We start from the raw sequence: 13,405 nt of genomic DNA, 5'->3' as shown, positions 1-13,405 counted from the left end.
ACGAGAAACGGGTTCCTTCCTCTTGCAGAGGATGGCGAAGCCGTTTCTTCTTGTATATACTAGAAAGAACTGACGGGGAGGGGCTATTGCATGAGCAAGATTAAGCACATCATCTTTGATTTTGACGGAACGCTGGCGGACACCTGGCCTGTTATGTATATGGCTGTTGCAGGCGTATTCCGCCGGCATGACAGCCGTGAAGTATCGATTGAGGATATCTATGCCGTGGCGGGACCGACAGAGCTGCAAATTATTGAGACGCATCTTCGCAATCGCGAGCAGGTCGCGACTGCGGTTAACGAATTTCTGTCCGATTACGAGCAGCATCACGATGAGCTGGTAGAACGCAGCTCGGCAATTGCGGAGCTGCTGCGCACACTCCGGGAAGCAGGTATTGGCTTAGCCTTGTTTACAGGGAAGTCGCGGAGAACACTGGATATTTCACTTGAAAAGCTGCGCTGGGAAACCGAGTTCGACCATATCATTACCGGCGACGACGTCGAGAAGCGCAAGCCGTCCGCGGAAGGCATTCACCGCATACTGGACAAGCTCGGCTGGTCGAGTGAACATACGATATTCGTTGGCGACAGCAATGATGATATGCTGGCTGGCCAAGAAGCTGGCATGCGTACCTTCGCTGCACAGTGGATGTCGATTGTGCAGGACAAGCATTATCGAATCGAGCCGGAGCGTATTTTCAGCGATGTCGGCGAGTTTCAAGTATTTGTTTTGTCACAAGCTCAGTAATTGCAGCTCAGCTTTAGTTGTTCGAGGGTCATATTATGCATCGTTAATCATTCCGCATAAATGGGGTAATCGCCAATCATCGGACCTCCATTCCTAATAGCAAATGGCCAAAGAAGCGTTCCTTCGCGAGGGAACGCTTCTTTGGCGTATATAAAGCACGCAGAGGGGGACAATCGTAAGAGGAAAAATAGGGGGATAAGGAGAAACGGAGCATGGATTCATTCATACAGAAAATAAGAGATTCACTTGGCGACAATGATGATTTTTTCTTCCAGCAGGAGAAGATCGGCAGAGCCAACGTCATCTTAATGGGTTTTATCTCGCTCATTGATTGGACTAGAACGAAAGAAACGCTTCACGCCAATATGGAGAATTGGAACTCGGATCGTGACGATGCTTTATCCATGATGGAGGCCGTCGGTGAAGTAAGGGAAATGGACCTGAGCGAAGCAATCACGATGATCATGGACGGTAAATTGATCGTCCTTTTTGAGAGTGAGCGCAAATTAGTTGTGGCTACAGCCTATCCGAGCCTGCTGAATCGAGCAATCGAATCACCTACGAACGAGAACTTGCTCCAAGGGGCGATTAGCTCGTTTATCGAGGATATCGACACGAACATCGGCATGGTTAGAAAACAAATCGTTTCTCGCCATGTCAAGGTGAGAAGCTTCTTGGCAGGCACTTTGTGCCATAAAAAGCTTTCCCTGCTCTATGATGAGAGCCACGCGGATTCCAAGCTGGTGGCTAATATTATTAAACAAATTGAAAGCAGCAGCGACAAAGAAATTAATAACCTGCAAAACCTAACGAAAGCGCTTGGACTATCCGCATGGTCATCCGTTCCCAAATTCAACACGACGGAATTGCCGGAGGAGGTTGCAGGCGCTTTGATTAAGGGCCGGGTCGTCCTGTTTATTGACCGCATGCCGTTCGGTCTTATTTTGCCTAACCTGATCTGGGATATGTTCTCGCTGGAAAATGATCGTAATTATCCGCTCCCCCTCATGATCGTCATTCGGCTTCTCCGCGTAATTGGGGTGCTCACGACGCTGATTGCACCAGGACTCTATGTTGCGCTTGTAGCGGTAAACCCGGAGGTGCTTCGGATCGAGCTGGCATTAACGATTGCACAAAGCCGTGAGGGCGTGCCTTATCCGGCTATCGTTGAGATGATATTCATGCTTATTATTCTGGAGCTTATTATCGAAGCGAGCACGAGATTGCCCAAAAGCATCGGTCCAACGATCACCATGGTAGGAGGTATTATTCTCGGCCAAGCGGTCGTGACGGCCAAGCTGGTCAGCAATTTATTGATTATTATTTTGGCGGCTACGACGATATCGAACTCGACAGTGGTCGGTTTTCAAAACTCGCTCGCGGTTCGTTTATTTAAATATTTAATCGTGATTATGTCCGCGATGTATGGTGTGCTGGGCTTGCTCGCGGGGCTGGTACTGATATGCGCTTATCTATCAAGCTTGAACACCTTCGGTATTTCCTATCTGAATATAAGCATGAATAAGGGTGAATCGAATAATGGATAAAAGCTTGCACGTCATTCTGATGTATGGATTAACTCAGCTTGGGTTTATCTTTTTCTTCTACTCCGGTGATATTATTGCCAGTACGACTGAGGGGCATTGGCTAGCCATCGTTATAGGTCTCGTGCTCAATTGGGTTATGGTTTGGCTCTATATGAAAGGACTAGGCTATTTCCCGAAGCAGGATATGATTAGTATTTATGCGTCGGTAGGAAAGTGGGCAGCTTTATTATTTCTTCTGCCGCTTGTTTTTTTCCTATTCATTACCAATATAATCACGATACGCGCTTTCTCAGAGGTGATTACGCTCGTCTTTCTTGCCAATACGCCTTTATGGGCCATTATGGCACTAATCATCACCATTTCAGGTTATATTGCGCTTAATGGCGTCGAGTCCATCCTTCGAACAGGCGTTTTACTCGCTATATTATTTCTGCCGGTCATTTTGTTCACGATCTGCATCTCATTTCAAAATGTGGACTTTCGCTACTTTTTCCCGATCATGGACGAAAAATTTTCTTTTCTAGCCAAGCCCCCCTATTGGCATAGCTTCTCCGCATTCGCCGGGAGTTTCCTGTTTCTCGGCTTCATACAGCCTTATGTGACTTATCGTCCCAAGAATGTATTATTCACGATGGCTGCGCTAGTTCCTTTTTATTTCATTGCTGTGTATGTCCCGCTCTTTACGTTCGGGCAAGCGACAGCATCGACATTTAAATTTCCCTTTATTGTGCTCATGAGCACGATACATATCAACTGGCTGATGTTTGACCGGATTACGATGTTTTTACTGCTTTGTCTAGTCACCTTCACGATGCTGTTTATTTCGATGGTGCTGTGGAAGCTCAGCCAGATTTTGCATCGCTGCTTGCCAAAGGTGAAGCCTAGTTATTTCGTCATAACGATTGCCGCTGCTAATTTCATAGGCTGCCTGTTCATTACCAATTGGGAGGAGATTCAATCGCTTATTATGTGGAATACCATGCTGCGTTTTTTTGTGTTGGTCGGCATTCCATGCTCCATCTGGCTGCTCGGAATTCGTGCTAAAAGGATGATAAAAGATGAAGGTGCTTAAGCTGCTTGCCGCTGCAATGATGGTTGTTATCCTCAGCGGCTGCTGGGACAATATCGATATTAACCATCGCGTATTGCCAGTCGTAATGGGCATATCCAAGCATGACGGCGAATACTTAATCTATTTGCAAATTCCCGAGCCGATGCAGAACTCGACACAGATCAAAATCGTGAAGGGAAAAGGCAGCACAATCAATCATGCCGTGGATGATATTAGCGCTAATCTGGAGGATCGTGTCGATTTGCTTCATGTCAAGGTCATCGTGCTGGATAAAAAATATGCAGAAGCAGGCTTAGAGGATACCATTTCCGACTTCATGAGAGGCAGAGACGTTTCCCCCAAGACGCTTGTAACGATCTGCGATGAGGATATGGATCAATTTTTTACTTTGGCCAAAAAGAAAATGGGTCCCAAAGGAACGACGTTATATGATTTTTTCGAAAAAAACGCAGGCTGGAATCCGCAAATTGCGCTGACGAGGGTTTGGGAGGTTTACCGCAGCATTCATTCGTATACGCGCGACGTAGCGGTTCCGATCATTCGATCGGGAGATACCACGGTCATTCAGCACATCGGCTCCGCCATTATTAGGAAAGGCAAAATGGTCAATCAGATTAATTCGGAGGAGACGCTGCTCTTTAACGCTTTTCAACGCGAGAGTACACAAGGGAAAATAGAAGTTATGCATCACGCCAGCGTCCTTGTTATCGGCAATTCGCTTGAGGTGCATAGTCAAATGGATGGCCAGACTCCGATTCTGAGGTGCAGGCTCAAGCTAAAGGTCGTTATATTGGAAACAAAGGACCATCCTACAAGCGACATGATCATGAAAGAGCTTAACGAGGGACTCACTCATCAGTTCAATCACATGTTTGCCAAGCTTCAAGGCAGCGGGGCAGATATTCTAGGGACAGGGCAATACTTCCGCAGTAAAATTCCTCGGTCAGAGCTGAGGGATTGGCGTACGGCGTTTTATCCTAAGCTGAAGCTTGACCTGCAAGTGCAGACGATTATTGAGAATACGGGATTTCTTGAGCTAAGCTGATGCGGACTGCCCATCATTTGCCGTTCAGTCTGGCCGAGCTGTCCGTAAGCTGTCCAGCTCTGCGCTTTGTAAATGTTTTTCTCCAGCTTGCGGATAGCGCGGGGTTTGCAAGCAGTTGATCAATGGCTTCGTTATTTTGCTTGTCCATGTGCATGATGCGGTTGGCGAATGAGACCGTAAGGGAGGCGTCTGGGTTACGTTCGATTAAGGAAAGCTCTGCTTGGCTCGGTACTAAACCTTCCTGAAGCACACGGAAATAATAACCGGTGAAGCCTGTCGTTTGAACCAAAAGCGGGAGAGTGGGCATATTAAATTTAATAGAAAGCTTGAAGCAGGGCTGCCTAGGCTGACTCACTTGTACGATCGCTTCACCCAATCGGAATATGTCTCCTATGCATAATTGAGATTCAAGCATGCCCTTTGTCGTAAGATTCTCGCCAAAAGCTCCAGGACTAAGCTGGGCTCCGAGCTCGCTCTCCCAATAGGCATAATGCTCGATAGGATATACGCAGACTGCTTTGTCCGTACCGCCATGATGCTCCAAATCCGCTTGTCCGTCTCCCTCGAAATTTAGTTTCGATAAAAAGGCATCGCGATGGACAGGCTTTTTGTAAATGGCTGTGAGGACATCTTTATTTTTATGCTCCACGAGTTCGCACTAATTCTAAAGCGAGACTAGCGCTTCAGTACAGCCGCGCTAGTCTAGTTTGATTTACTGCATAAAACTGATTATTGAATAGATTTATCTATTATGAGCACAGTAGTGGAATTTCATTTGCGCGGTCTGAGTGTAAGGTAAAGCTCCGCTAAGAGGAATCAAGCAACTATAGGATAAATCTACAAATATCGGTGTCATAAAATTCCCGCTCCTCAAAAACCCTCTATGCTTTACATTGCATCGAATCAATCGCTTTGCCCATACGACATCTTTGATTTCCTTGGTTATGATTGTTTTTGCAATCTGATAAAAAGCCTGTTTATGATCAAGTGAAGCTCCAAATTCCATCAGACCAACATTTCTGAATTTTACAATCATCAGTAGGGATTGCTATATACCAGCCATACGTCTTTTGGACGAACACTAGGTTGCCCGTCCGTTGAGTAATACCGTGAATCTTTGGACTTCCCGATCATACCTTCAAGTTCAAATTGTTTGATTTTTTCGAAGAGCTCAATTCCTTTTTCTTGTATATAAAATAATTTGTTTAAATGTGGTTGATTAACAGTCACCTCATCTAGCAGCTGCTTTCGTTCGAGGAGCGGCATAATCATTACAGACTTTCCACGATGTTTTAATATATCGAAAACAATGTATGTTATCGGATTTGATCTAGCTGCAATCTCTGTTCTTTTAGTGGTGTTAATTCTCTTCATTACAGCTTTGAAATCTTCTTTGAGAGTTTCGGGAAAGGTACTTCATTAAGTTTAAATTGCAGGATATGAATTTTGATGTTAGTTTTATGTTATTAATAGTGACTCGAAATGTACGAATTTCTCTGGAATCCATGAAATCTGAACCGAATCATTGAATCGGGAACTATATTGTGACCCCAACATGACGTTATCATAACGTTATGAAGGGGGTGAAACTAAAATGGTGTTTCGAGAAATTATGCGCAATCGCGTCTTGTATTCGTTGGCGGTTCCGGGCTTGCTGGTGCTTATTATTTTCTTTTATTTACCAATGTTCGGTCATGTCATTGCGTTCAAAAATTACAATTACTTTGACGGGATTTGGGGGAGCCCTTGGACGGGGCTCGATAATTTCAAGTTTTTCTTCGGTGGAAGCGACTGGCTGCGAGTGACGTTCAATACTCTGTTTCTTAATGCATTGTTCATTGCGTTCGGTCTTGTCATCTCAGTTATTCTAGCCATTTTTCTTAATGAGATTAGGCAAGTCGTCTTCAAGAGAGTCGCGCAATCGATGGCGTTTCTTCCATTTTTCGTATCTTGGATGGTCGTAAGCATGATGCTGTTCTCTCTGCTTAACACCTCGGATGGCTTAATAAACCGTTCGTTGAAGGAGCTAGGCATGGATGCGGTATCTTGGTACAGCCTGCCTCACTATTGGCCGGCCATATTAACGATCATTAGTGTATGGAAGACGGCAGGCTACCAGGCTGTTATCTATTTGGCTGCCATTACAAGCATTTCGCCGGAGTATTATGAGAGCGCCCAAATAGACGGAGCAACGAGGCTGCAGCGCATTAGGCATATTACGCTGCCGCTTCTTCGCCCGACGATTATTGTGCTTACATTGCTAGCAATTGGACGTATCTTTTACGGGGATTTCGGCATGATCTTCGGACTCGTTGGAGACAATGGCGTCCTATACGAGACGACGGACGTAATCGATACGTATGCATACCGCGCTTTACGTCAGTTGGGTAATTTCGGTATGTCCTCGTCTATCGGGCTATACCAATCCGTGCTAGGCTTGGTTACGATCTGCGTATTTAACCTCATCGTACGGAAGATCGACAAGGAATCGAGCATCTTCTAGAAAGGAAGGAGGGCTAATCGCCATGCTAAATACTATCAAAAAAATAGGCGCCTCCGACAAATTAGTCATGACCGCTGTATATGTGACAGTTATGTCGTTCGCTTTATTTTCTTTTATTCCCTTTTGGCTTGTTATTGTGAACTCGTTCGCTTCCGAAAGCGTACTCGGTCTGAACGGCTTTAGTCTCTTGCCGAGCAAATGGTCTCTCGATGCTTACCGATATTTGCTAACGGGCAATCAAATCTATTATAGCTACGGTGTGACGTTATTCGTGACGATCGTAGGTACTGTGTTAGCTGTACTCATTACCTCCATGTTCGCATACGTGCTGGCCCATCCGAAAATCAAGTTCAAAAACCAGTTGGCGTTTTTTACTTATTTTACGATTCTGTTCGGTACCGGGCTTGTCGGCTTCTATATTGTGATTTCGATGTGGTTGGGACTCAAGGACAGCATATGGTCTATGATCCTGCCATCGCTGATTAACCCATTCTACACGTTCATCTTAGTCTCATTCTTCCGTACGCTGCCCTTCGAAATCTACGAATCGGCAGTCATGGACGGAGCGGGGGATTATCGGATTTTCTTTCGCATCATGTGGCCGATTTCAGTGCCGGCGATCGCGACGATCAGTTTGTTTTATGCGATTTTTTATTGGAACGACTGGTGGCTGGCATTGCTGTTTGTCGACAATTACAAACTGCAGCCGCTTCAGCTCATGATTAGGCAGCTCATTTCCAATCTCAATATCTTGTCATACATTCAAGGCAGCCCCGGCTCTTATGGAGGGGGATTGCCAAATCAAGGTGTACGGCTCGCGACGGTTTGCTTGACGATTGGTCCAATCGTATTCCTGTACCCCTACATTCAGAAGTACTTCGTAAAAGGATTAACGATTGGTTCGGTAAAAGGTTAATAGATGTTGGGATAAAACCAGTGGAGGTTAACGATATGACAAAATGGCCCAAACTAAGTGCTCTGCTTCTTATCATCACTTTGCTCATTACCGCTTGCTCGCGTAATACGGGGGAAGAGCCCGGTAACGGAAATCATGAACAGAAGGCTTCTTCAGATCCCGTGACGCTGAAGATTGTGATGCCAGGCGATCGTCCTGCCGATATGGATAAGGTTATCGCGGAAATCGAGAATAGAATTAAGGGTACGCTCAATGTAAAGCTCGACGTCATCTTCTCCTCCTGGTCGGACATTCATCAGAAAACGCAGATTATGCTTACGAGCGGTGAGCCGGTCGACCTGATGTTCGAAGCCCCTTGGATGCATCTAGACAGCATGGCGTCAGCAGGTTATTATGAGCCGCTAGAGGAGTTGCTAAACGAATACGGCAAAAATATAGTGGCGGCGCGCCCGCAGCAAATGTGGGACGCAAACAAAATTAACGGCCAAGTGCTCGCGATCCCGCTCGGAAATTCGTTCTACAAACCGACGACCTATTATATTCGCAAAGACTTAAGAGAGAAGCTCGATTTGCCGCCTATGCAATCTTATGATGATATTATTTCGTTCGCTAGAAAGGTACAGCAGCAGTTCCCTGACATCACACCAATGACGCCGCAAACGCAAATTCCAATGTCCGAGGTGCATTTCCGATTAGCGCAAGGAACAGATGTTATGATGACGCCGATGTTGACTGATTTCATCCTCTATAGGGCTCCGAATTCGCCGATTATTCGCAATATGCTGGACGATCCTAGCCCGGTGATTTGGAGCGCGATCGAGAATGCACGCAATCTTTATCGCGACAAAATTATTAATCCAGACGTGATGGCGATCAAGGACCCCGATAACTGGGTGACGACTCATCCTACGGCAGTTTACTTAGCGACGGATTTTGGCTTAAAAGCTGATCTGGCCAAGAAGCTGCTCTCTAACTTGCCAGGTTCGGATCTTGAATCGTACACACTATTCGATCCGACGCCGGGTAAAAATTCGTCAACGTTCAAGCAGTGGAATTTCATGACCGTTCCGAAATCGAGCAAACACAAAAAAGAAGCGATTCAATTTCTAGATTGGGCTAACGCCTCTCAAGAAAATTATGACCTGCTTGCGTATGGAATCAAGGGCGTGAACTGGGAAGATGCAGGGGATCAGCAGTATAGGATGTTGACGCCGGACAAATACCCATGGTTCCCGTATGACTGGATTTGGAATCCGAAATTCGACCGGCTCGACGCCAGCCAAGAGCCCTCCGCTATCGAGCTAAATCGGTTTATTATGAATGCGGACAACTTTACGGTCGATGTGCTGACAGGCTTTAACTTTGATACCAGTGCCGTTCAGAACGAGCTGTCCCAATTTTACGCGTTGGAAAATCAGTATTTGCTGCCGATATACAACGGTGCGGTTGATCTGGATACGTATTGGAAGGAGTTTGCCGAGAAGGCCGGCCCTGCGCTCAAAAAAATTCAGGAAGAAGGGCAAAAACAAATCGACGATTTCCTGAACAAGTAGCGTCATAGTGGAACAGAGGGAGAGGGGAGGAACACATGCGTAAATACATCCAAGCTGAGGCTTATTTGCACGTATTTCTTATATTGGTGATTTTGTTCAGCATGACCGTTATTCCCTTCTCCTTCTATTTATCGAACCAGTATTCCAAGTATGCTTCGCAGGAGCTTGAGCGAAATGACCGTTATAAGCTGGAACAAACGAAAGAAAATCTCGTCTTTACGTTCGACCGCCTAAAGCGGGTAACGCTAAGCCTATACGAAGAGCCGGAAATCAGGACATGGGTACAATTGCGGGAAGAAGATCCTTTCGTGCTCAACGGCATGGTGCAATTACTAAAGAAAAGGCTCGTTAATGAGCCTTTCATCGAATCCGTTGTTGTGTACAATGCCAATCTGGGACGCGTATTTGATTACGATACGGGGATGCTTCCGGCGTATGAAATGCTGATTGATGGCATGGAAGAGTTCGTGCAAGGAGAATCCCCGAATTATTTCCGTATGACAAAGCTGCTGTTCCAAGGACACAAAGGTCTTGCTATCCTGCTGCCGTTCGGACTTGAGAAAGACCGTTCGAAGAGCTTTCTGGTTATTCGGTTGAACAGCGATGCCATTCAGAAGTCGATGCTGCAGCTAAACAAGGATAGCGGCGTATTCATTCATGTGGCAGATGGCAATGGTGAGCCCATTATTGGCCAATCCGACGTGGGACTGCTCCATCAGCTGAGTGAGCAGGGCAAGAAACAGCGCAAAGAAACATTCCGAACAAGCGTCCAAGACAGCCAGTGGATCGTCTCCTATGATCTGGCAGGCGTTGAAGACTGGACGATATATTACTCGGCAAGAATGGACGACTGGTTCCGCAATGTGGAATCTTTCAAGCACAAAATTTTGTATTCGTTTCTCGGGTTATTGCTATCGCTTATCGTGATCTTGTTTTGGAATGCGAGAAGCTATCATCGTCCCGTCAGCCAGTTGGCAAGGCAAATATCCAGCATGGTCGAAATGGCTGCGGACAGCGGCTGGAGAAGAAGGCTGCTGCCGAAGAACGAGGTTCATCAAATTCAGCAAGGCTTCGGAATTCTCTCGGAGAGGATTGAGCAGTTAAGCCAGTCGGTTCAGGATGGACGGCTTAGGCAGAAGGAAGATGACCTGCGCGAGTGGGTCAATGAGGGCAAGCTGGAAGGCCCGGCCCGCAAGCGGCTTCAAGAATCTAGTACGATTCTGGATTACACCAGCATCGTTGTTGCTGTATGCAGAATCGATTCCTATATGGCGTTATCCGAGAAATATGATTTCTCCTCTCGCAAAACGCTTAAGGGCACGATCGTCAATATCGCCTGCGAGACCTTTGACCACAAGGCATGGAAGGTAGAAAGCATTGATTTTGGTGGTAATCACCTCGTCTTTATTATCGGAGTCAGTGCTGAAGGGTATAAGAAGGAGCTGCCTCACTGCTTCGAAGAAATTAATGACCGTGTGCACAAGTGGCTGAAGCTAAATCTGACCGTTGGATTAAGTGAGCTCCAGAAGCGGGACTGCGACATGAAAGCTGTCTACGACAAGGCTTTTCAGCTTGCAACGCTTAGCTTTATCGATGGAAAAAGCCGTATTTACCAAGAATCAGATTACGAAAACGAAGCAAGAAGCTCGATACCATTACCGGATAACGCAATTCCACCAGGGCTCATTGACTCCATTCGGCTTGGACAGACCGATAAGGCGAAGCACTTGCTGGACGAAGCTGGGAACAGGCTGCGCCAAATGTCTTATGACGAGTGTAAGCTGCAACTGACATTCCTGATCTATCACTTGTACAAGGCATTTGGCAAAGTAATGAATTCCTCTAGTATGAACGGCATTCGCTCGGAGCTGGATCGATTTAACACGCTGGATGAAGCGATGGATAAGCTGAAGGAAGATACTGAAGTTATTATAGGCAACTTGTATGAGTGCCGCGCGGGTGACAGAAGAGACGAGCGAGTGGAGGAAATGCTTCAATATTTGAGGCTTAACATTCACAATCCCATGTTAACGATCGATGAAATGGCGAATCATGTATCACTATCCGTCAATTATGCCCGCACACTATTCAAGGAGCGGACTGGGATTACGGTTGCGGGTTATATCCTGAATGAGCGCATTCAGCTCGTCAAATATTTGCTCGTCCAAACCAACAAGACGATTGCCGAGATTGCTGCACAATCGGGGTTCCAATCAAGAAGCACATTTTTTACCGTGTTCAAAAAAGAAGTAGGCGTTACGCCGAGCGATTACCGTTCGAATCTGAAGGGAGCTATTATGAATGAGTGAATCGTTAAATGTGATTGTTATATTCGCGCATCCAGACGAGGGTGAGAAGTATGCCGGAGGCACGTCAGCTCTGCTTGCAAGGCGCGGCCATCGGGTGAAGTTTCTGTCGCTTACTAACGGAGACGGAGGCCATTTTCGATTATCGGGGGAGGAGCTTGTGCTTCGTAGAGCGGAGGAGGCTTTGAAAGCGCAAGCCGCCTTAGGCATTGCTAATTACGAAATTCTCGACAACCGGGACGGATCACTGCTGCCGACGCTTGGGCTGCGCAATGCCATTATTAAACGGATTAGGGAATGGGAGGCGGATGTCGTCATTACATTCCATCCGGAAGGGGGCGCCCATGCGGACAACCGGTATGCAGGCAAGGCGGTAAGCGATGCGGCGGCGTTCGTAGCGTTTGTTCCGAATGTTGTTCCGGATACGAGATACTTACGCAAATCGCCGCTTTATTTGCTTATGCCGGACTATTCCATGAAGAAGAAATACAGCGCGGATATTGTCGTCGGAATCGACGAAGCACTAGAGAGCAAGCTGCTTGGCTGCGGCGCGCATGAGTCGCAGTTTTTCGAATATCAGCCTTGGACGAAAGGAAGGCTTGATGAGGTACCCGCGGTTTGGAAGGATAGACGGGAGTGGCTGCTGCGAGACCTATCGGATTTTCTTCACGTTTCGAAAGAGATGACACCAGCACTCGTGGAATTGTACGGGGAGTTGGAGGCGGGCCGTTTTCAGTACGCTGAGCCGTTCGAGCTCGCGTCTTACAACTCAGGTTCGACAGTAGGGCGGGTTCGCGTGTTTATTGAGAAGTTGACGGAAGAGGTGATCGTGTGAAGGACGTCCTTCGAGTCATAGTTATCGCGGCTCATCCGGATGAGCCCGAAATTTACGCTGGGGGCACGACGGCATTGTTGACCGGAAGAGGCCATCAGGTGAAATATCTCTCCTTGACCAACGGGGATGCTGGACACTATGAGATGTCAGGCGAAGCGCTTGCCAAGCGAAGAGCTGCCGAAGCGATGGAAGCGGCTAAGCACTTAGGCGTTGCCGAATATGAGATCCTTGACAACCATGACGGAGCGCTTCTTCCAACGTTGGAACTAAGGGAAGCAGTCATTCAGAGAATTCGTTCATGGAAGGCGGATATCGTTATTGCCTTTCATCCGGAAGGTGGAACGCATACGGATAATCGATATGCGGGGCGGGTCGTCGCCGATGCTTCCGCATTCGTAGCCAAAGTGCCGAATATCGTTCCTGAAACGCCTTGCTTGGATGAGCCGCCGCTGTATCTGCTGATGCCGGATTACTCCATGCGCGCATCGTATAAGGCGGACATTGTCATCGATATCGATCAAGTGCTGGAGATGAAGCTGCTTGCATGTCACTCTCATGCTACTCAGTTCTATGAGTTTGCCCCGTTCGAGCAGGGGATGACGAAACCGGTGCCGCATGATTGGGGAGGCAAGCGACAGTATATATTGGAAGGGTGGTCGACGTTCTTCCAAGTATCGAAAGAAATGCTTCCGGCACTTGAACGGGATTACGGAATTGAAGAGGCTGGGAACGTCAGATTCGCAGAGCCGTTCGAATATGCGGATTATAATGCGGGTGGGCTAGCGGAGCAGCGATTGGAGCTCCTTTCAAGGCTGCGCGGCCAAAACTAATATGGACCGCTGGGTGAGTAGCCCAGCGGTTTATTTTGACGTATAGGTAAG

Annotated in this window: 11 protein-coding genes and 1 pseudogene; 10 read left to right on the top strand and 2 right to left on the bottom strand. The window is 47.0% G+C overall.

The window, feature by feature from the left end; all coding sequences use genetic code 11:
- The first annotated feature begins 90 nt into the window (after positions 1–90).
- The 4 genes from AB4Z29_RS14760 (at position 91) to AB4Z29_RS14745 (ending at position 4,411) form a co-directional block, all read left to right on the top strand.
- The gene (locus tag AB4Z29_RS14760; RefSeq protein ID WP_441943804.1) at positions 91–747 is read left to right on the top strand and encodes an HAD family hydrolase; all 657 of its coding nucleotides are present in this window, start codon (positions 91–93) and stop codon (positions 745–747) included.
- A 212-nt stretch (positions 748–959) separates the two neighbouring features.
- A complete protein-coding gene (locus tag AB4Z29_RS14755) occupies positions 960–2,294 on the top strand; it encodes a spore germination protein (protein WP_441943803.1) in 1,335 nt (444 codons plus the stop codon).
- The gene (locus AB4Z29_RS14750) at positions 2,287–3,366 is read left to right on the top strand and encodes a GerAB/ArcD/ProY family transporter (RefSeq protein WP_441943802.1); all 1,080 of its coding nucleotides are present in this window, start codon (positions 2,287–2,289) and stop codon (positions 3,364–3,366) included. Before AB4Z29_RS14755 ends, AB4Z29_RS14750 begins: the two co-directional genes overlap by 8 nt.
- A complete protein-coding gene (locus tag AB4Z29_RS14745; protein ID WP_441943801.1) occupies positions 3,353–4,411 on the top strand; it encodes a Ger(x)C family spore germination protein in 1,059 nt (352 codons plus the stop codon). The genes AB4Z29_RS14750 and AB4Z29_RS14745 overlap by 14 nt, the downstream gene beginning before the upstream one ends.
- A 13-nt stretch (positions 4,412–4,424) precedes the next feature.
- Here AB4Z29_RS14745 and AB4Z29_RS14740 read toward each other — a convergent pair whose 3' ends face one another.
- Positions 4,425–5,060: an MOSC domain-containing protein gene (locus AB4Z29_RS14740; RefSeq protein ID WP_441943800.1), complete on the bottom strand. Its 636-nt coding sequence runs from the start codon at positions 5,058–5,060 to the stop codon at positions 4,425–4,427.
- 386 nt (positions 5,061–5,446) lie between these two features.
- A pseudogene (locus tag AB4Z29_RS14735) lies at positions 5,447–5,788 on the bottom strand (ATP-dependent DNA ligase); the annotation flags it as partial.
- A gap of 217 nt (positions 5,789–6,005) precedes the next feature.
- On the opposite strand from AB4Z29_RS14735, the gene AB4Z29_RS14730 reads away from it, so the two are divergent.
- Genes AB4Z29_RS14730 through AB4Z29_RS14705 form a run of 6 tightly spaced genes read left to right on the top strand, consistent with a single transcriptional unit; the run spans position 6,006 to position 13,354 of the window.
- Positions 6,006–6,914: an ABC transporter permease gene (locus AB4Z29_RS14730; protein ID WP_441943799.1), complete on the top strand. Its 909-nt coding sequence runs from the start codon at positions 6,006–6,008 to the stop codon at positions 6,912–6,914.
- A 22-nt stretch (positions 6,915–6,936) separates the two neighbouring features.
- Entirely contained in the window at positions 6,937–7,830 is an 894-nt protein-coding gene (locus AB4Z29_RS14725; protein ID WP_441943798.1) for a carbohydrate ABC transporter permease, read from the top strand.
- A 35-nt stretch (positions 7,831–7,865) separates the two neighbouring features.
- Complete coding sequence (locus tag AB4Z29_RS14720; protein WP_441943797.1) at positions 7,866–9,383, top strand: extracellular solute-binding protein; 1,518 nt, start codon at positions 7,866–7,868, stop codon at positions 9,381–9,383.
- Between the two features lie 35 nt (positions 9,384–9,418).
- Positions 9,419–11,692, top strand: a complete 2,274-nt coding sequence (locus AB4Z29_RS14715; protein WP_441943796.1) for a helix-turn-helix domain-containing protein — start codon at positions 9,419–9,421, stop codon at positions 11,690–11,692.
- Positions 11,685–12,524 (top strand): PIG-L deacetylase family protein, encoded by an 840-nt coding sequence (locus AB4Z29_RS14710; RefSeq protein WP_441943795.1) that lies wholly within the window; start codon positions 11,685–11,687, stop codon positions 12,522–12,524. The genes AB4Z29_RS14715 and AB4Z29_RS14710 overlap by 8 nt, the downstream gene beginning before the upstream one ends.
- A complete protein-coding gene (locus tag AB4Z29_RS14705; RefSeq protein ID WP_441943794.1) occupies positions 12,521–13,354 on the top strand; it encodes a PIG-L deacetylase family protein in 834 nt (277 codons plus the stop codon). Before AB4Z29_RS14710 ends, AB4Z29_RS14705 begins: the two co-directional genes overlap by 4 nt.
- Positions 13,355–13,405 lie beyond the last annotated feature (51 nt).

The organism is Paenibacillus sp. 2TAB23 (assembly GCF_052115165.1).
Classification (GTDB): Bacteria; Bacillota; Bacilli; order Paenibacillales; family Paenibacillaceae; genus Pristimantibacillus.
The sequence above is the reverse complement of the archived record's forward strand: the minus strand, read 5'-3'. Positions and strand labels throughout refer to the sequence as shown.

Excerpts from the sequence above, each read along its gene's own strand:
- AB4Z29_RS14755 (WP_441943803.1), top strand. The coding sequence starts at position 960 with ATGGATTCATTCATACAGAAAATAAGAGATTCACTTGGCGACAATGAT.
- AB4Z29_RS14760 (WP_441943804.1), top strand. The coding sequence starts at position 91 with ATGAGCAAGATTAAGCACATCATCTTTGATTTTGACGGAACGCTGGCG.
- AB4Z29_RS14750 (WP_441943802.1), top strand. The coding sequence starts at position 2,287 with ATGGATAAAAGCTTGCACGTCATTCTGATGTATGGATTAACTCAGCTT.
- AB4Z29_RS14745 (WP_441943801.1), top strand. The coding sequence starts at position 3,353 with ATGAAGGTGCTTAAGCTGCTTGCCGCTGCAATGATGGTTGTTATCCTC.
- AB4Z29_RS14720 (WP_441943797.1), top strand. The coding sequence starts at position 7,866 with ATGACAAAATGGCCCAAACTAAGTGCTCTGCTTCTTATCATCACTTTG.
- AB4Z29_RS14730 (WP_441943799.1), top strand. The coding sequence starts at position 6,006 with ATGGTGTTTCGAGAAATTATGCGCAATCGCGTCTTGTATTCGTTGGCG.
- AB4Z29_RS14715 (WP_441943796.1), top strand. The coding sequence starts at position 9,419 with ATGCGTAAATACATCCAAGCTGAGGCTTATTTGCACGTATTTCTTATA.
- AB4Z29_RS14710 (WP_441943795.1), top strand. The coding sequence starts at position 11,685 with ATGAGTGAATCGTTAAATGTGATTGTTATATTCGCGCATCCAGACGAG.
- AB4Z29_RS14725 (WP_441943798.1), top strand. The coding sequence starts at position 6,937 with ATGCTAAATACTATCAAAAAAATAGGCGCCTCCGACAAATTAGTCATG.